Annotated in this window: 18 protein-coding genes and 1 pseudogene; 8 read left to right on the forward strand and 11 right to left on the reverse strand. The window is 70.9% G+C overall.

Going from position 1 to position 18,224, the window contains the following annotated elements; genetic code table 11:
• Positions 1-408 precede the first annotated feature (408 nt).
• The 5 genes from ACIRBY_RS24850 (at position 409) to ACIRBY_RS24870 (ending at position 5,795) form a co-directional block, all read left to right on the forward strand.
• Positions 409-2,223 carry an FG-GAP-like repeat-containing protein gene (locus tag ACIRBY_RS24850; RefSeq protein ID WP_403904438.1) on the forward strand — a complete coding sequence of 605 codons (1,815 nt, stop codon included), beginning with the start codon at positions 409-411 and terminating at the stop codon, positions 2,221-2,223.
• Between the two features lie 239 nt (positions 2,224-2,462).
• Positions 2,463-3,386 (forward strand): D-alanyl-D-alanine carboxypeptidase family protein, encoded by a 924-nt coding sequence (locus tag ACIRBY_RS24855; RefSeq protein WP_403904440.1) that lies wholly within the window; start codon positions 2,463-2,465, stop codon positions 3,384-3,386.
• A gap of 291 nt (positions 3,387-3,677) precedes the next feature.
• Positions 3,678-4,412, forward strand: a complete 735-nt coding sequence (locus ACIRBY_RS24860; RefSeq protein ID WP_403904041.1) for a hypothetical protein — start codon at positions 3,678-3,680, stop codon at positions 4,410-4,412.
• A gap of 137 nt (positions 4,413-4,549) precedes the next feature.
• Positions 4,550-4,903, forward strand: a complete 354-nt coding sequence (locus ACIRBY_RS24865; RefSeq protein WP_403904044.1) for a hypothetical protein — start codon at positions 4,550-4,552, stop codon at positions 4,901-4,903.
• 709 nt (positions 4,904-5,612) lie between these two features.
• Positions 5,613-5,795: a hypothetical protein gene (locus ACIRBY_RS24870; protein WP_403904047.1), complete on the forward strand. Its 183-nt coding sequence runs from the start codon at positions 5,613-5,615 to the stop codon at positions 5,793-5,795.
• A 721-nt stretch (positions 5,796-6,516) separates the two neighbouring features.
• Here ACIRBY_RS24870 and ACIRBY_RS24875 read toward each other — a convergent pair.
• Entirely contained in the window at positions 6,517-6,693 is a 177-nt protein-coding gene (locus tag ACIRBY_RS24875; protein WP_403904050.1) for a hypothetical protein, read from the reverse strand.
• Positions 6,694-7,063: 370 nt separating this feature from the next.
• Between ACIRBY_RS24875 and ACIRBY_RS24880 the strand changes: the two genes are divergently transcribed.
• Complete coding sequence (locus ACIRBY_RS24880) at positions 7,064-8,506, forward strand: TerD family protein (RefSeq protein ID WP_403904052.1); 1,443 nt, start codon at positions 7,064-7,066, stop codon at positions 8,504-8,506.
• A gap of 119 nt (positions 8,507-8,625) precedes the next feature.
• Here the strand turns inward: ACIRBY_RS24880 and ACIRBY_RS24885 are convergent, their stop codons facing one another.
• From ACIRBY_RS24885 to ACIRBY_RS24910, 6 genes and pseudogenes are all read right to left on the reverse strand, one after another.
• Complete coding sequence (locus tag ACIRBY_RS24885) at positions 8,626-9,096, reverse strand: hypothetical protein (RefSeq protein WP_403904055.1); 471 nt, start codon at positions 9,094-9,096, stop codon at positions 8,626-8,628.
• A 279-nt stretch (positions 9,097-9,375) separates the two neighbouring features.
• Positions 9,376-9,651 (reverse strand): hypothetical protein, encoded by a 276-nt coding sequence (locus ACIRBY_RS24890; protein ID WP_403904058.1) that lies wholly within the window; start codon positions 9,649-9,651, stop codon positions 9,376-9,378.
• Between the two features lie 797 nt (positions 9,652-10,448).
• The gene (locus ACIRBY_RS24895) at positions 10,449-10,745 is read right to left on the reverse strand and encodes a hypothetical protein (protein WP_403904061.1); all 297 of its coding nucleotides are present in this window, start codon (positions 10,743-10,745) and stop codon (positions 10,449-10,451) included.
• Positions 10,746-10,789: 44 nt separating this feature from the next.
• Entirely contained in the window at positions 10,790-11,143 is a 354-nt protein-coding gene (locus ACIRBY_RS24900; RefSeq protein WP_403904063.1) for a hypothetical protein, read from the reverse strand.
• Between the two features lie 197 nt (positions 11,144-11,340).
• Positions 11,341-11,769: pseudogene (locus ACIRBY_RS24905) on the reverse strand (3,4-dihydroxy-2-butanone-4-phosphate synthase); the annotation flags it as partial.
• A gap of 415 nt (positions 11,770-12,184) precedes the next feature.
• Positions 12,185-12,640 (reverse strand): hypothetical protein, encoded by a 456-nt coding sequence (locus ACIRBY_RS24910; RefSeq protein ID WP_403904066.1) that lies wholly within the window; start codon positions 12,638-12,640, stop codon positions 12,185-12,187.
• A gap of 111 nt (positions 12,641-12,751) precedes the next feature.
• Between ACIRBY_RS24910 and ACIRBY_RS24915 the strand changes: the two genes are divergently transcribed.
• The gene (locus ACIRBY_RS24915; protein WP_403904069.1) at positions 12,752-13,366 is read left to right on the forward strand and encodes a ferredoxin; all 615 of its coding nucleotides are present in this window, start codon (positions 12,752-12,754) and stop codon (positions 13,364-13,366) included.
• Between the two features lie 703 nt (positions 13,367-14,069).
• Here the strand turns inward: ACIRBY_RS24915 and ACIRBY_RS24920 are convergent.
• From ACIRBY_RS24920 to ACIRBY_RS24935, 4 genes are all read right to left on the reverse strand, one after another.
• On the reverse strand, positions 14,070-14,294 hold the full coding sequence (locus ACIRBY_RS24920; protein ID WP_403904072.1) for a hypothetical protein: 225 nt from the start codon (positions 14,292-14,294) through the stop codon (positions 14,070-14,072).
• Between the two features lie 133 nt (positions 14,295-14,427).
• On the reverse strand, positions 14,428-15,738 hold the full coding sequence (locus tag ACIRBY_RS24925) for a multidrug effflux MFS transporter (protein ID WP_403904076.1): 1,311 nt from the start codon (positions 15,736-15,738) through the stop codon (positions 14,428-14,430).
• A 3-nt stretch (positions 15,739-15,741) separates the two neighbouring features.
• A complete protein-coding gene (locus tag ACIRBY_RS24930) occupies positions 15,742-16,386 on the reverse strand; it encodes an NAD(P)-dependent oxidoreductase (protein ID WP_403904078.1) in 645 nt (214 codons plus the stop codon).
• Between the two features lie 23 nt (positions 16,387-16,409).
• Positions 16,410-17,162, reverse strand: coding sequence for an MBL fold metallo-hydrolase (locus ACIRBY_RS24935; protein WP_403904080.1), 753 nt, complete (start codon positions 17,160-17,162; stop codon positions 16,410-16,412).
• Positions 17,163-17,243: 81 nt separating this feature from the next.
• Here ACIRBY_RS24935 and ACIRBY_RS24940 point away from each other — a divergent pair, with 81 nt between their 5' ends.
• Positions 17,244-17,873 (forward strand): winged helix-turn-helix transcriptional regulator, encoded by a 630-nt coding sequence (locus ACIRBY_RS24940; RefSeq protein ID WP_403904083.1) that lies wholly within the window; start codon positions 17,244-17,246, stop codon positions 17,871-17,873.
• The last annotated feature ends 351 nt before the right edge of the window (positions 17,874-18,224 follow it).

Genomic DNA, 18,224 nt, shown 5'->3' on the forward strand with positions numbered 1-18,224 from the left:
CCGCCACACCCCGCCCCACCGTCCATCTAGGCCTCTGACCTGCACTTTCAGCCATACGATCTCAGCCACGAGCGGGGGTTGATCTACATCTCAAAAAACTTTGTTTCGAAGTACAACCATCGGCACTACTGAGTGGTAGTCAGGTGGGCGGCCCTTGCCGCGCCCAGATCTGGCCCCCGAAAGATCATTCGACGTAGGTTTGATCTTGGCTGTGGTTAGCTTGCTTGGGAAAATTTACGAGTGCTTACGCTCCCGTATCCCGATATCTTTGAAAGGTCTGCAATGGCTGCATCCCGCGCGCGCAGATATCTGATAGTGAATATTCCGTCAGCGCTCGCACTGACTGCCTTGTCCCTCGCGGCCGCGCCTGCGGCGAGCGCTGACCCTGCCCTGCCGGGCGTGGACACGATGTCGTACGCGGTGGAGGACTTCTCCTACCCCGGCGCGGCGGCCATCCAGGCGGAGAAGGGCGTCACGCTCAAGCGCGGTGACGGCAACCTGATGCTGCAGGCGTGTGACGGAACTCAGGACATGACGGTCAACACCCGTGGCCTGAAGGACTACTGCTTTGACGTCAAGTCGAAGCCCGCCTACCTCTCCCTTGAACTGCCGTCCGCGTTCGGGATCTGGACCGGGGCCTACCCGGTCAAGACGACCATCGAGGCCAACGGCACCAAGACCGTCATCGACGCCCCCGCCAACGACTTCACCGGCTACGGCGAGGCGACCTCGGACCGGGTGAAGTCCACCCTGATCGAGCTCCGCGTCACCGGCGAGAACACCAACCCTCCCGCACCCGCCGGCGACAGCACTCTCGCGTTCACCGGAAAGATCGCCATCGGTGAGGGCAAGCGGTCCTGCACCGCCACCCTCGTCGACCCCCGCTGGGTCCTCACCGCGAAGCACTGCTTCGCGGAGAACCCCGCCGACACCAGCACCGTGATGTCGGGGATGCCCAAGGAGAAGACGACAGTCACCGTCGGCCGCACCGACTTGACCACCTCCGGCGGCCACACCACTGACGTTGTCGAACTCGTCCCGCACGCTGACCGCGACCTTGTCCTGGCCCGCCTGGACAAGCCCGCCTCCACTGTCACCCCGGTCGCGCTGTCCCCTACTCCTCCGTCCGTCGGCCAGGACGTCACCGTCGCAGGATTCGGCCGTACGAAGACGGACTGGGTGCCCTCCAAGATCCACTCGGCGACTTTCACCACGGGCGCCTCCGACGCCACCGGCGTTCTCCTCGCACCCAAGGACCCGTCTGACGCCACCGTCTGCCAGGGCGACGCAGGCGGCCCGGCCGTCCGGATGGACGCCGGCAAGCCGGTTCTCGTCGGCGTCACCGCCCGCTCCGGCCAAACCGGCTGCCTCGACGCCGCCAACACCACCGCCGGCGTCTACGACGTCCGCGTCGATGACCTTGGTCAGTGGATCAAAAGCAACGTCGTAGTGCCAGGACCCGACACGAGCAGCCTGACCGACCAGCGGGCGCTGGCGGACTTCAACGGGGACGGGAAGGCCGACCTGGCCGCCGTCGACAAGAACGGCACCCTCCAGGTCTACCGCGGTCGCGCCGACGGCACCTTCGAGTCGACCCCGACCGCCGTCGGCACGCCCGGTGTGTGGAAGACGGTCCAGCGGATCTTCGCCGGTGACTTCAACGGCGACGGCAAGCGCGACATCGCCGCCGTCTGGGAGAGCGACCGCATCCTCCTGCACGCCGGCAAGGGCGACGGCACCTTCGCCACCACGGTCACCCTGAGCCCCCAGAACGCAACCTGGGCGCAGCTCAAGCACCTCACCCGCTACAAGGTCGACCCCGCCAGCCCGAAGGACGGGGTCCTGGCGACCCGTCCCAACGGCGAGCTGTACGCGTACAAGGTCGGCTCGAACGGTCAGCTCGACTTCAACGGCGGCAAGAAGATCTGGCCTGATGCCTCCTTCAACAGCGTCATCATCCTCGGGACCGGCGACTTCAACGGCGACGGCCGTGACGACGTCGTGGGTGTCTGGGAGAACGGCGCCCTGGTCCGCTGGACCGGCAACGCCGCCGGGACCCTGGACGCCGGCGGTCTGGCCGCGGCCGGCACCTGGACCGACCTGAAGATCGTCACCGGTGACGTCGACGGCGACGGCAAGCTCGACATCGTCAGCTGGAAGGGCACCAAGATGACTTTCCACCGCGGCAGGGGCAACGGCACCTTCGAGGGCGTCCAGCCCTGACCCACACGCCCATCGACCCTCCGTCGCAAGTGACCGGGACGCTCCCGGCGGCGCGGCGGCGGGCCAGGCGACGGGACCTCCGTCCCGTTCGCACACCCCCCACCCACCCGATTCCGGCGGCTCCGGCTGACGCCGACGACGGAATCCGGTAATGCACCCTCCCGGACGGGAGACGCCTCCACGGCGCCTCCCGTCCGGGGTCTTACACACGATCAAGGACTGAAGTGATCTCCAACCTGATGCGGCGCGCCAAGGGCACGCTCGCGGTGACCATCGCCGCCGGCGCCCTGCTCGCGGCCACGTCCCCCGCCCAGGCCGCACCCGTCCCGACGCTCACCGCGGCCGGCGCCATCGTGATCGACGGCACCAACGGGGCCACGCTCACCGCCAAGGATGCCGACACCAAGCGCCCCATGGCGAGCACCACGAAGATCATGACCGCCCTGGTGGTCACCTCCCTGCCGAACCTCAACCTCGACCAGAAGGTCACGGTCAAGCAGGAGTACCTGGACTACGTCTACGTCCAGGGAGCGAGCTCGGCCCAGCTCAAGGCCGGGGCGACCCCGACGGTCCGTCAGCTGCTGTACGGGATGATGCTGCCGTCGGGCTGCGACGCCGCGTACGCCCTCGCGGACACCTTCGGCACGGGTACGACCATGGCGGCCCGCACGGCGGACTTCATCGCGAAGATGAACGCCAAGGCCAAGGAACTCGGCATGGCGAACACCGTCTTCGACTCCTTCGACGGCATCTCGTCGACCGGCAAGAACCTGGCCAGCCCGCGCGACCTGGCCACGCTCACCCGTCAGGCGATGGCCGACCCCCTGTTCCAGACGCTCGTGAAGACCACCACGTACAGCACCGGCGGCACCTCCGCCGTCGCCGCCTGGAGCAACACCAACCTGCTGGTCCAGCCTCGGCCGACCGGCTACGGCGTCCCGGGCGCGATCGGCGTGAAGACCGGCACGACCACCACCGCCGGCAAGTGCCTCGTCTTCTCCGTCACCCGCAACGGCAAGACCATCATCGGTGTCCTGCTGAACGACGAGGAGCGCTACATGGACTCCATGGCCCTCACCGACTGGGCCCTCGGCCCGGCAGCCGGCTCCAAGAACGCCCTCCAGCGCAGCAACACCGCCCCGATCCCCGACGTGCTCGACTGACCTCGTTCCGAAGCACACACCGGCAAGTCCGCCGGACGCCGTTGCTGCCGACGCCGAAGGGCGTCGGCAGCAACGGCGCGCCCGGGGATCACAGGCCACGTCCAGGGCCCGCCCTGATTCCCCTGGCGTCTCAGCGACCCGACATCGGATGACGGGCGGTGGTCTCGCGAGCCTGAGGCCATGGCGACGAGGTATCCGGCCCTTCCGCTTTAAATCACCATATTAGATAAGGAAAGTGGGAACGTAGTGAGCGACAGGGCACGACGCCTGGCGGCATTGTGCGCCGCGGGTATGGCACTGACTCTGACGGCCTGCCACGGCCAGGCGAGCAGTTCGAGCAACACCAAGCGGGGCAACGACGCCGACGGGAAGTTCCTCTCCGACTCGATGCAGTTGTTCAGGGACGCGTCATCGGTACGTGTCACGGCCAGGTCCGCGGTCGCGATGGGGAGTGCGGTCGAGATCTCCGTGGACCGGGACAAGAACTGTCGCGTCGACGCCCAGAACGGGTCCTTCCGCGTTGCCGTGGAACGCGGCGGCCGCACCTGGATGAAATGGCGTGAGGACCTCCTCGAGAACGCGGCAACCACCCCGGACGGCGAGCGGCTGGACAAGGCACTGCGCGGCAAGTGGCTGGAGCTCGGCCAGGAAGGCCGTATCCGCAAGAGCATGGTCGACCTGTGCACGATGACCTCGCTGCACAACGTCGCCAACGTGCTGGCGGACCCCCGTCAACGCGCCATCCGTGAGCCCGAGACCACCGAGAACGGCGAACGCGTCGTCCCCGTCCGCCGGGGTGAGGACCGCAACTCGGTGACCGCGTACGTCGCGGTCGGCGAGAAGCCCTACCCACGAAAGCTCGTCGTGGACATAGCGACCTTCTCTCCCACTCCGGTCGAGTTCAAGCTGGACGCCTACGGCGAACCGGTCACCGTGACACCGCCGGCCGCCTCACTGACCGTCCGTTCGGCGCCCATCGAGGTCCTCGCCGAGAAGAACCTCGCCGCCGGCCTGCCTGGCAGCTGAGGGGTGTCCCATAACTGCTGGTCACAGCGGGCGTGTGGTACGGGAACTGCGTAGCTGTTGGGTTTCTGGCGTCGGTACCATCCGGTCACAAACCAGCCGTACCGGCGGCTTCCCGCGTTCAGAGAGCGATTCATCACATGGCCAGCCAGCGAGCAACGACGGCCCTGTGGCGCCCCACCGGCCCCAAGGAGCTGGACCTGGTCCGCGAGCTGGACTGGCGCGCCTGGCCGCCTCGGCTCCCCGAGCAGCCGATCTTCTACCCAGTCCTCAACGAGGACTACGCGATCAAGATCGCGAGGGACTGGAACGTGAAGCACAGCGGTGTCGGCTTCGTTACCCGATTCGAGGTCGAGTCGGAGTTCTTGGGCCGGTACCCCGTCCAGCAGGCTGGGGGGCGGACGATCCTCGAGCTGTGGGTGCCGGCTGAGGATCTGGACGACTTCAACGCTCACATCGTCGGCGAGATTCAGGTGGTACACGAGTTCCGCTGAGGCAGCGTAGCTTGCTGACGTGGCAGGCCGCCCCCGGTGCGACGACCCCTGCGTGGCTGGTGTGATCACGGCGTCGTCCGTCTTGGACAGCCCCGTTCGCCCGGCTGAGGTTGTCGTTTACGGACTGCTGTCGAACACAGATCGAACTTGGTCCAATTTTATCCAGTTCACCGGACATATCGAGCTTGTGTTGGCGGTGGCAAGGCTGGCCAGCAGGGCGAGCATCTTGTCCTTGTTCAGCGGCAGGCTCTACGCCTGGGCGCGCCCTGACGCGTGGTTGGCCGCCGAGCTGCACGCCGAGGCGCACGAGCGGGCCCGCCAGGAGGGTCCTCAACTGCGCACGATGGCACCGGCAAGCCTCCGCCCTGGGCTGGAGCGCCGCGCAGGCCGAGGTGATGCGGCGGGCCACGGGCGGACACCCCCACGACGATCAGGCCGACTACCACCGAATGGACCCCACCAACCCCTGCGCCCGCCGGGGCCGCGCCGTGGCGCGGGCCCCGTCCTCTCGCTGGTCGACACGGATCTCTTCGACCACGACGGGCAGGGGCGCAGTACAGTCGCACCCACGCAGGACGGGCACGACGCCCGCGCGGCCGAGGAGAGCCGGCGCCTGACCGAGGAGAAGCGGCACAGGGATGCTGAAAGCAGGGCAGGGCCAATGTGCCCCGGTCGCGGTGACCGGCTGCCGAAGGAGATGGCGTGCTCGATGGACGATGTGCGGGTGTTCGGGGAGCGGGCCGCCGAGCTGGACACGCTGGGGATCGTGTGGGACACCGCCGACTACTGCTTCGCCACCGACCTCACCGCCGGCCGGGCCTACTACGAGCAGCACGCGACCCTGACCGCCCCGCAGGACGCGGTGATCCTCGACGTCCAGATCGGGCAGTGACTCACCAACATTCGCCGGCATGGCGGGCTCGGAAGGACCCCATACGCGCCGCGCGGCGGGCGGGCGCGCTCGCCGCGATCGATGAGGACTGGAATCCGGGCGACGACGACTCCGGGTGGACGGTGGACTGCAACGCCACTACGCCTACCTCTCCCAGGTCCTCGCCGAAGGGACACGGCTGACGTCCGTCAAGCCTGACGCGACCTGCCACGGCGAGGACATCGGCCCTTGGCCGGCCACCCAACGACGGGACTGGGGCCGGCCAAACGCCGAACAGCAGGCCCCACGCCGCACTGGATGTCGCCCTGGCACGGGTCGCACGTGCCCGCCAGGCGCCCGCGAAGACCGGTGCGACCATCAACCCCGTCCGGACGGGGCGCGGAAGCCGGGGCATCCGGGCCCTCCCCCGGTACGTCGCGCGGGAAGGCGGCGGCGTCCCGGGGCGATTGATGCTATGTCAGACGCCAGATCACCCATAGGGGCTGTCCAACAGATGGTCTCCAAGCCACCTCAGGGCCTGCCTGTGCTCGTGTGGCCCACTCACCTATCCGCCCAAGACCAGCTCGACGCTTCCTGCCGCCCTCCCGCTGTCGGCACCGCGGGCAGAGCCAGTCGGAGCCGAGGCCGGCCGGGCTCCTCCACTCGTGGGTCCGCGACGGCCGGGCGGACGGCCCGGCGGTCCAGGGCCTCCAGGCCCTGGACACGGCTCACGAGTCACGAGTCAGGAGTCACGGTCGGCCAGGACGAAGTCGGCCAAGTAGTGCGGGCAGTGCGACAAGTGCCAGGTCACCAGCAGCCGATCCTCACCGATCACCACGGTGCGCGCCTGCCCGCGCTCCTCGTCAGCGCCGCACGCCCGGCACGGCCGCAGCGTCGTGGGCACAATCGGAATCACCACACGCTCCCCTTTCCCGGGCCCATGAAGGACCCGCCCCCCAGCGGGCACCGGGAAGGGACCACACCTATCAAATCCGTGCAGTCCATGCCTCGTTACCAGCACGTTCGGTACACGCTGCCGTGGCTGCCCCCGGGACGGACGCCGAGACTGGGCACGCAGCCCGGGGCTGTCCGAAGGCGTGGAACGAGCGCGCTGTGTGAGGAAGACCGGCTGGCGGTCCTCGCGGGTTTGTGAGGCGGCCGTGCCCGGAGACGGGCATGGCCGAGGTTCGCCCCCGGCCGGGCCGAGTGTGCCGGGCGACGTCTCACAGATCGTCACCCCGGGTCGGAAAGGCTCGACTTGTGCCGGGCTGGCCTGCGACGATGCCGTCATGACGCAGATCATCAAGGGGGGCAATCTGCCCATGTCCGGCGAGCCCATGCGGGTCGCCGTGGTCCGTCGGGCGGCCGGGCCGGGTGTGCCCGAGATCGACCCGGCGGCACTGCTGCTGGACGACAGCGGAAAGGTGAGGGGCCGCAGCGACCTCGTCTTCTACAACCAGCGCGCGCACGCCGCCAGCGCCGTGGAACTCCTGGGCAACGCCCGCAGCGAGGACGGCCGGATGGCGGACTGGCTGGAGATCGACCCCGGCGGGGTCGAGCCGGAGGTGGAGCGCATCGTGATCGCCGCCTCCTCCGAGGGCGCGACCTTCGGAGAGATACCGGGGCTGTACCTGGAGGCGGTCAGCACTGCCACGGGCGAGAGGATGGTGGTGTACTCGGTCGACGACGACGACGCGACGACCGAGACGGCCTACGTGCTGGGCGAATTCTACCGCCGCGACGGGGGCTGGAAGTTCCGCGCGGTCGGGCAGGGGTACGACTCCGGGCTCCCGGGGCTGGCCGCGGACTACGGGTTCGCGGTGGAGGACGAGACGGACGCCGAGCCGGAGGCTGAGGCGGATGCCGGTCCGCCGCCCGCACCCGCGCTGCCCGAGGCCCCGCCGCCCGCCCCGCCGCTGCCTGCGCCGGCGGCCCCAGCGGGGACCGTTCCGGCCGCGGCGACTCCGGGGGCGGCTGCGACGGCCGTCCCGTCGGGGGCCGGAACCGAAGCGGCGGCCGCGGCGCCCCCTGCACCCGCCGGCGTCCCCGTCTCCAAGGCGGGCGCCCCGCTGCTCGGCACCATCACCAGGCGGATCAACAGCCTCCCGACCGACTTCGGCCCGGACTTCCCCGTCTTCACCCAGGAGGGCAAGGGGGAGGACATCGTCCGGGTGGAATCGGCCACGGCCGCCGGCTTCGCGGTCGTCGACCTGGTCCGCCTCGGGGACGGCCACGTCGAGGTCAGCCGGTTGAACCACCGCAACCGCGAGCAGAGCCCCTCGGCCCTGAGCGGCTGGGCCGACGACTTCACCGGGCGCGGGATCGTGGACCACGACGGGAACGGACCGCTGCGGCTGCGCGTGAAGGCGCGGGGCGAGTGGAAGATCACCGTCAGCCCGGTCTCGGTGCTGCGGGACGCCTCCGAACGCGTCGAGGGCGTCGGCTCCGACGTCCTGGCGTACTCGGGGCCCGCCGTCGACCTCGCCGTCAGGTACCGCAACAGCAAGGACGACGGCTGGTTCCGGCTGGAGTCCCTCCGGCGCAGCGCCTCGCGCCGCACCCTGCACAGCGGCGACCGGTGGCCGGGGCGCTGCACCGTGGCGCTGACCCGCGGGGCACGGCTGCTGATCGTCGACTACGACAGCGCCTGGTCCCTCACCCCCCGCGAGGTCACCCCGCACCCCAACCGGCGGGAGGGCGAGATCCCGCCGTTCTGGCGGCGCCTGCGCTGACGGGCACGCCCCGCGCGCTCAGCGGGCCCCCACCGCCGTGACTAGCTCCTCCGGCAGACCCAGCAGGCGCAGGGCGTCCGGTACGGAGGGGCCGAGCGCGGACACGGCCGCGGCGACAGCTATGGCGCAGGCAGGGATGTTCGTCGCCGTGTGGTCAGGGCCTGCGGCATGGTGTGCAGGAGCTCGAGCCGGCGCTGTACCGCCTCTGTCGCTCCTGGCCGATTCCCGGGGGCCCTGCGGCGCGGGGAGACCAAGCGCGGCCCGAGCTCACGGGCTCGGGCCGGGTCGCGCACGGCCTGCCCCTGGCGGTGGGCCCGGTCCACGGCGGGCTCCACCTCCACTGGGTCAGGGGCCTGCCGGCGGGCGAGGCGACCTTCGGCGACCGCCATCCAGAGTTCGCAGCTGCCTGCCGCCTCGTCGGCGAGGTGGGCGAGGTCGGCCCGCACCTCGAGCCAGTGGACCGCCTCGGCAGATCCCGGCCCGTACGTCCGCACCGCCCAGTCCTCCCACCCGACGGCGAGGAGCACCGCCCGTTCGTGCTGTCCCGCACGCGCCGCGGCGAGGATCGCGGGAAGGGGGTCTTCAGACACGCTTGTGGCAACCGTCGCTGAGTCGACGGGTGCGGGTGCCGGGGTGGAGTTGGCGGTGAGGAACAGGGCCTCGCCGCGTGGATGGCCCTTGACTCCGTGGCCCGGTCCCCGCGAAGAGCCGCTTCGACCGCCGTGGCAGTCGTGGCCGGCACCGCAACGACCCCAGCGCCTCCGTCAGCCAGTGCGCCGCCACCCCGGCACCCAGCGGCCCCCGCAGCGCCTCCGGGTCGGATCCACGCTGTACACCCGCCGACCCCCGGACCGCGATGGACCGTGCGGCTACGGGGTGTCGCCCCGCCACACTAACGGGCCGGCCGCGCCGCCGCCCTCGGGCGGCACGTAGTCGCAGCGGCCGCCGGGGCCGAACGAGCCGCGGTCCGACATCAGCAGCGCACCATCCACTACTTCCCGCGGAGACCAGCCGGTGATATCGAGGAGCATCCCGTCCGGCGGGCCGCCGACGAGTTCCACGTAGGTGTGACCGGGCTTCGGGCCCGTATCCGATCCGTCCGCCTCCGCCCCGTACACCCACCGGTCCCACCGCGCGGCATCCATCCGACCAGCCTCCCATCCCCACCTCGCGCCCGGGGTGGGGATGAGCACTCTGTCTACGGCCGGGAGAACTCCGGCCCGCAAGCAGCCCCCTGACGCCCCTGGCCCCCCGCACTCCGCCCCTCGCCCCTCGCCCCTCGCCCCTCGCCCAGTGATACGGCTGCACGTACGGGCCGGCCGCCTTACGCCGCCGGAAGGCACGCTGGCGACACGCCGGTGAGCAGTAGCGAATATCCGCACGTCCAGCCGTGACAAGCCGCCCGCAGCCACCCCCGCACGCCAGGCCCGAACCCCGGTTGCCGTTACGGATGCGCGTAAGGGAGGTGCGGCAGGCCGGGGAGCACACCACCCGTACCAGCGAGGATTCCGTGCGGCGGACCACGACCTGGCCACAGGCCGCGCACGGGGCCGGTGCCATCACCTCGCCCCGGCCGACCAGTTCGCCGGACCAGAGGGCGTCGGCGGCGCGGTGGGCGGCAGCCGGGCGGGACAGTCCCGTCACCGGGTCCGGGGCGCCGGCCCGGTAGCAGGCCTCGCAGATCACCAGCCACTCCCCCATCCACGCCCCCCGGTCCGCCCGGACCGCGCCGGAGACCAGGAACCCGACAGGCAGCGGAGGCTGACCACACATCACGCAAGAAGCCGTACGCATACCCGTCACGCTACTGCGCCCCCGAAGGGGAGGGGCGGCGGCAGCTGTCGGCCGCCCATGTGGAACATGGGCGAGGCCCGGGCCCACAGCTCCTCCGCCAGCCGCTCACCACCACCACCAACGGTATTGCGTGTAGCGCGAGTTCGGCTCAGCCGTGTACGGCGGCAGTCCGCCGCCGGGCCAGGCTTGTGCAGCGCAGGCCGCCGCCGGGGTGCCAGTCCATCGCCGGGCCGGCCGCGTTCCCGTGCTCGGCGCACCAGCCGACCGGGGCCAGACCGCCGCAGCCGAACCGGCGGCACACACACCCGTCCACAGAATCGGCGTAGGGCACCCCGTGCCCGACCACCCCGCCCGCCGGCCCGTCCGCCGCCGTGCCCCGCAGCCTGGCCGGCCACCCCAGCGTCACCAGCAGACCACCCGAGCCGGGCCGTAGCGTGCCGAACACCCGCGCCCCACCCTGAACAGCGAGCGCGGGCGCGGCCGGCGCGGTCAGCCGGCCCACCGCCGCCCCGACCCGCCGGACAGAACGGCGAGCTGTTCGGCGGCCTCGTCGGTCATCCACCCCGACAACCGGTCCTCGATGTCCACCGACGCGACCGTCGCGACGAGGCCGAGCTTCACGGCCATGTCGAAGCAGGAGCGGCGCAGGCCGAGGCGGACCGCCGCCTGATCCGGGCCCAGGGGCACGTGCCGGTCGAGGAGGGCGGGCAGATCCCGGCGCCGGCCGAGCGCGGCTACCTGGCCCGGGTGGGCGTCGGGGAACGCGATGTCGCCGCCGAGGTAGACGAGCAGACCGGCCTTCACGAGGTGCCGTCCGTCGTGGCGGTCACCCGCGGCCGGCACCGCATCGTCCCTGGGCCCGGGTGGTCGGGCGTTGGAGGACGGCTGCGGAGCCAGGCAAGACCGCCAGTCCGGACAGGCGGAGGAAACCTTCCCCGAGGGCGTCCAGACCCATCAGCAGGCCGGTATCGGCCTGGAGGCGGTTCCGGGCGCCGGTGGGGAAGGCTTCTCCCGCTCGATCAGGCAGGAGGGGCGAGCTGTCAGGCGGTCGGTTCCTTGGCCAGCCGGTAGGCCCTCAGGTCACCCACGGAGATCAGCGCCAGCCCGTCGCGTTCGGCGAGGTCCCCCAGATCACCGAGGCGGGCCATGCTCCAGTCCGGTCGGACGACCTCGCACATCGTGGTCACGTCGGACAGGCCTGCCAGGCGGGAGAGGTCCACCGCGGCCTCGGTGTGGCCGTCGCGCTCCAGTACGCCGCCGCGGGCCGCCCGCACCGGGAAGATGTGGCCGGGCCTGGCGAAGTCGCCGGGCCCGCTGGTCGGATCGGCCAGCGCCCGCACGGTTCGGGCGCGCTCGTCGACGGGGATACCGGTGATGCCGCCGGCGATCAGGTCCACCGAGACGGTGAAGGCCGTTCCGTGGAGGCCGGAGTTGTCGGCCGCCATCTGCGGCAGTTCGAGGAAGCGTTGCCGAGACTCACCGACGTTCGTTCCTACGTCTCACCTACGCAGCCAGCCCTCGCGGGCCGGTCAGCCGGCTACCGCCTCCGGCCCCTGGCCGAAGGGCGGGACGTCCTCCACGGTGACGTCCACGCGGATCCGCCTGAACCTGAGCGGATGGCGGTAAACACCATGGTCAACGGCCCGGTGTGACCGGCGCCGGCTGCGGTCAGGGTGCTCGCCGACCTCCCGGGAGACGTCCGGGCGCAGCGGTGTGGTCCGGCCGACCGCGCGGAGCCGGTCGGCCTGGTCGTAGCGGCCCAGGACCAGGAGCTGGGGGCGGGTCAGGGTGCCGGTGACGGCTCCGATGACGGCCTCGGTGGTGCCCCGTCGTCTGATCTTGGTCCAGCCGCGATAGCAGACCAGATATCTACTGGTCAGGGGCTTAGTGACGATTGCCTTCCACCCCGGAGACGTCCGTCCAGGACTCCAGCCACTGCCGGGCCTTGGCCAGGTCGGTGGTCATCGGGCACAGGGTCCAGGGGGCCGTCAGGGCGTGGTCGGCGAACAGGGCCTCCAGGAGGGTGTGGCGCTCGGCATAGGGGCGTGCGAGCAGCTCCTCGCCGTCCAGCTGAAGGACGTCGAAGGCCACGAAGTAGGCCGGCCACTTCACGGCGATGGCGACGGCTCCACGAGCGCGGGCGGCGGCCCGGCGCTGCAACGCCCCGAACGACAGGGCGCCGGCCTCGGTGTCCCAGACGACCAGTTCGCCGTCCAGGACGAGGCCGGCGGGGAGCTGTGCCTCGGCGGAGGCCACCAGGTCGGGCCAGCGGTCCTGGACCAGCGCCCCGCGCCGGGTCTGCACCACCAGCGCCCCGCCGGGACCGGCCGCGGTGAACAAGATCGCGCGGTGACCGTCGAGTTTCTGTTATGCGGTGTTGGACTGTCCGAGGCTCCCGGGCAGACGGCGGCACCGGGGCGGCGGGCAGGGGGCTGCTACGCGACACCCGTCATGTCGCGGCCGTCTGACATCCTGCGGACCATGACCTACTGGGACCCGATACCGACCACCCGTGCCATGGTGGGCAAGCCCCACCCCCTGTGGCGCGGCGGCCTGGTGAGACACGACTGGTCCGGGCCGGAACCCGAGGGTTGGGCCAGTCGTGACTGGCGTAGCGTCCCGGGCCCCTTCTACACGACCAACACCGACAACTGCCTGACCGGGCGGCAATGCGCGCCGCACCAAGTCGCGTACGAGGACGAGTACTGCAGCGAGTTCGTCTACCGCCAGCCGGTCAGGGCAGGGGAGGTTCACGAGCTGACCTGCGCCGCGGAATGCGACCCGTTCGGAGCGTACGGCGGCGACGGCGACTCGCACTGGACCCCTGAACTGGTCCAGCACTGGTGGCGTGAGCGCGACAGAGTCCGGGAGTGGGCCCTGCGCGTGGGGTACGGCGAGTGTGCAACATCCGAGGTCGCAGCACTCCAGGACGCCGCGGCCGGCGCACGGGCCTACGTCGCCCACCTAGACCAAGGCCTCGGGCAGTACCTGCGCGACTACGCGTTCTGGCTCGCCGAGGGTCGCCCGGCGGCCATGGGTGAACGGCTGCCGGAGCTGGGCCCATAGCTATCCACCGACCGCGGCAGCCCGAGCAACGGACAACATAGAACCCTGTCCATGATTTCTGCTCATAGGCCGACCCGGCACGGAGCGCGGCCGGGCCCGGCACGGCTTCTGCGGCCTGCGCCAGCATCGGCTCCGCCGGCGGCCTGAGGACCATCTCCGGGGCCTCCTCGCCCGCCCCCTCCTCCAGGGTCCGCCGCCACGAGCGGCCTGACAGGGCGGCCGCACCGGCCCGGTGTCTCAGGGCTTGGGAGAGAGGTGTCGGCTTGCCGGGCAGACCCTGCCGGACAGTGTGAGCTGCGGGGATGGGCACGACGTTGGAATTGTTCACGGCACTGGACGCGGCACCGGGTTCCGGCTCGTCTGTCGGGCGCTGTGCACCCCTTGACCAGGTCCGGTGCAGCTCGGACTGCCGGGCGCCGCTGGCGTACGTCATGGTCAAGGCTCCTCACGCGGGTGGGCGTGGGACTCCGGACAGAGTCCCCCATTCACCCGGTATTGGTGTCGCCGAAGCCGATGGTGTGACGCCTGTTATCGAGCCGTGATCATTCGGTGGGTGCGGCGCAGAGCTCCGAGACGATCGTGAACGAGGTCGTCACCATCCCCGCCGCCATGGCTGGCGGCATCACCGCGTGCGTGGTCTTGCCGTGCGCCATGCCGTTGCGGATCTGCCGCCCGTGGTCGGGGTACTCCGCCTGCCGGGCGGTCAGGACACCCCTCTCGGCGCCCTGCTTGATGAGCTGCTGCAGCGGGCTCTTGCCGCGCCCGGGATGCGGTCGTGCAGCACGATCTCCACCGCGATCGGGGAGTGCATGACCGCCACGGTGGAGAACTCGTAGCAGTAGTACGACTGGCGCAGCGGCTCCCGGGCCGTGCGCAGGACGGTCGTCGCGGCCTCGGGGACGCCGTCGGGCACGACCAGGTCCTCCACGAGTTGTGCATGTCGGCGTACTGGCCGGCGAAGTAGTGGGCGCGTTCGTCGGGCACCGGGAGCGGGAGGCGCCGCGTCCGTCCCACACGCTGAGCGACGGCCGGCCAGGCGTCTCTCACAAGCGGTACGTCTGTCACGCTGATCGCGAATCACCCTGTTCGCCAGACGCCGGCCCGATTCTCTGGATGCCGGCTCGTCTGCGCTCGATGTGCCGACGCGGTCTCCGGTGCCCGGCAGGTCCTTGGCGAGCCGACCTGCGAGTGCGCTCACCGGACGTCGACCGGGTGAGGACGCCTAGTGTGAGCAGAGCGAGCGCCGGCAGCACGGCGACGATGATTCCCATCGGCAAGGCTTCGGCGGCGCCACCCGCGCCGGCCAGCGGAGCAAGTGCCCCGCCGAACATGAACTGGCTGAAGCCGAGCAGAGCGGCAGCCGACCCGGCGTGTCCGCCGTGGTCGGCCAGGGCCTGGGCCGCGGCGTTCGGCATGACGAGGCCCACGCTGGAGACCAGGACGAACAGGCCGGTCAGGAGCGCGGGCAGGGGTGCCCGTGTCAGCACCGCGCCCAGGACCGTGGTGCCACCGGCTGTCGCGCCCAGCAGCCCGGCGAGCAGCAGCCCGCGGGCGCCGGCCCGGGCCACCAGCCGGCCGCTGATCTGGGCGGCCGCGATGAGTCCGGCGGCGTTGACGGCGAACACGGCGCTGTACTGCTGCGGTGACAGGCCGTGGATTTCCTGCAGGACGAACGGCGAGCCGGAGATGTAGGCGAACATCGCCGCGAAGACCAGGCCGTTGGCCAGGACGTACCCGGTGAAGACCCGGTCGCCGAGCAGCTGCCCGACGACGGCCAGCAGCGGCTGGCGTGACGCGGAGGACCGGGTCTCCGGCAGTCCTGCGGCGGAGGCCGCCAGCATCACGGCGCCGAGTACGGCCAGGCCCACGAAGATCCCCGGCCAGGCCGTGGCGCGCAGTAGCTGGCCGCCGAGGACCGGCGCGAACACCGGTGCCAGGCCGGTGATCAAGGTCAGTACGGAGAAGAGACGTGCGGCGCGGGTTCCGGAGGAGCGGTCGCGGACCATGGCGTTGGCGATGACGATGCCGAACGCCCCGCCGATGCCCTGGACCAGGCGTAGGCCGACGAAGGTACGGACGTCGGGCGCCACCGCGCAGAGCGCGCTGGCGATGGTGTAGAGGGCGAGGCCCGCCAGCAGCGGACGCCGCCGGCCGTAGGTGTCGCTCAACGGCCCGGCGATCAGCTGCCCGATGGCCAGCCCGGCCAGGCAGGCGGTGATGGTGAGCTGGGTGGCCGCGGCGCTGGCGCGCAGGTCGCCGGCGAGGTCCGGCAGTCCGGGCAGGTAGCCGTCGATGGACAGTGGTCCCAGGGCCGCGAGGGCTGCGAGCAGGACGATGAATCGGGTTTGTGGGCCGGCGGCGTCGTTGCTCATGGCTCAGTACGCCACGGTGATGCGGCGGCGGATCGCGGTGCCGCTCTCGATCGTGTCGGCCAAGGCGATCGCGTAGTCGGCGTACGAGATGCGGCTGTTGCCGTCGTCGTCGGTGAGCAGGGTGTCCGCGGCGCTGCGGTAGGTCCCGGTCCGCTCGCCCGCTTCGATGACTGCGGCGGGCGATACGTACGTCCAGTCGAGGTCGTGCACGCCGCGGTAGAGGTCGAGTGCTTCGGACTGGGCCTCGGCATTGGCCTTCCACAGCGCGGGGAAGTCCGGGTCGTCCATGACCCGGGTGCCGGTCGGCGTGCGTAGGCTACCGGCACCGCCGATGGTGACCAGGCGGGTGACACCGGCTCGGCGGAGTCCGTCGATCAGCGCACGGGCGGCACCGACGATCGTGGCGCGGTCGTTCTCCTGGCCGATCCGGGGGCCGACGGCCGACAGTACGGCGTCGTGGGAGGCGGCGAGGCCGGCGACTGCGGCGGCGTCTGTGACGTCACCGGTGGTCACGGTCAGGGCCTTGTGCCCCAGTCCGTCGATGTGGCCGGCTCGGGTGACCGCGGTGACGGTGTGGCCGCGACGCAGTAGTTCCTCGGTGGCGGGCCGGCCGATGTTGCCGCTGGCGCCGAACAGGACGATCTTCATGTGCTGCTCCTTGTTTCTGATGGTCACAGGACGGGCTGGCCGTCGGCGACGATGGCCGCGGTGATGCCGCGTTCGTCGGCGGCGTGCTGGAAGCGCTGCTCGATGTCGGGTTGTTCGGTGTAGAACGGCGGGTTGTGGAACAGGCCGTAGTGCATGGCGCAGACGGTGCCGGCGCCGAGTGCGACGGCGGCCTCGACGCCCTGCTCGGGGGTCATGGTCGCCGGGACGTTGGCCGCGTAGCCCTCGAAGTGGGCGATGACGCCGTTGACCGGGACGAACGCGACGTCGAACGGGCCGTGGTCGCGGGCGATCTGCCACCAGCTGCCGTGCCACTGGGTGTCGCCGCAGTGGATGATCCGCCGGCCGGAGCCTTCGACGACCCAGGCGACCTGGTCACAGTCGTTGCCGCGCCAGTCCAGCGAGGTCACCGGGGTGACGGTCAGCTCTCCGATGCGGCGTGACCGGCCCAGGTCCTGGGCGACGGGGGTGATGCCCGCCTCGCGCAGCGCCGCCGCGCTGGGGGTGTGGCAGCCGATCGTGCCGGTGGCCGCGATCCGGGCGATCAGGTCGTGGTCGTAGTGGTCGGGGTGCAGGTGGGTGATGAGGGCGTGGGTGCCGGGCGGGGTATCGACCGGGTCGACCGGCCGGTGCGGCGGCCCCATCACCGGTGCCAGCGGAGCGACGTTCTCGAGCGGGTCGATGAGCAGGCGGGTGTCGCCGAGACGGATCTCGACGCCGGCCCAGGCCAGCCGACGCACGGAAAGGGTGGGGGTCATGGGCAGCGACGCTAGACCGAGGTTGTTTAGAAAGTCAACAAGCAAGTTTTGAATCTCAACACCACGATGTATGGTGGTGGCATGCGCACCTATGGGCAGTACTGCGGCATCGCGAAAACACTGGACACCGTCGGCGACCGATGGACCCTGCTGATCGTCCGTGAACTGTTCGCCCTGGGTCCGTGCCGGCACACCGACCTGCGCAACGGGCTGCCCGGGATCGCCAGCAACCTGCTGGTCGACCGGCTCCGCGAACTCGAGGACGCCGGCCTGATCCACCGCGAGGCCGCCCCGCCGCCGGTGGCCACCACCCTGTTCTCCCTCACCGAGCGTGGCCGCGAGCTCGAGCCGGTGCTGCGGGAACTGAGCCGGTGGGGCATGCCGCTGTTGCGTGAGCCGGGCGGCAACGACACCTTCCGCACCCACTGGCTGGACATGCCGGCCCGGGCACTGACCGACCACCACCCCGACCAGCCGGCAATCGCCCTGCAACTGCACGCCGACGGCAACGAAGACCTGGTCATCGAAGTCAAGGACGGCTCGGTGCACACCCACGCCGGCCGGGTCGACCACCCCACCGCGTCACTGACCGGACCGCCGCACCTGCTGGCCGCCACCCTGCTCGGCGACCTCGATCTGAGCGCCGCAGTACAGCAGGGCCTGCGGCTCAGCGGCGAACGCGAGGCAGTAATGCGCATCCTGCCCCGCTGACCGACCGGCCGCTCGCGGGCCTGCGATCTCAAGCTCTACCGAGTCTGCACCGGTCTCAGAAACGACGCGCCCGACATCATCGCCGCCCACCTCACCCACCGCCGCGCGGACGGCGCCGGCACCCTCCGCCGCTTCTTCGCCGACCCCAAGAACCCCCGAACTCGAAGCCACCGACCGCGCCCTGACCGAGGTCGTGCTGCGCACCTGCCGACGCATCGGCATCGATCCGCTCTGGCTCCACCGCGGCACTCCGCTGACGTCCCGATGGCAGACGACAGTTACGGAAGCAAGATCCGCCAACAACTGCACTCATCCGCCAAGCAAAAATCTCGGTCGCGGGGGGGGCGGGTG

Source organism: Streptomyces sp. NPDC096136 (assembly GCF_044763325.1).
GTDB lineage: Bacteria > Actinomycetota > Actinomycetes > Streptomycetales > Streptomycetaceae > Streptomyces.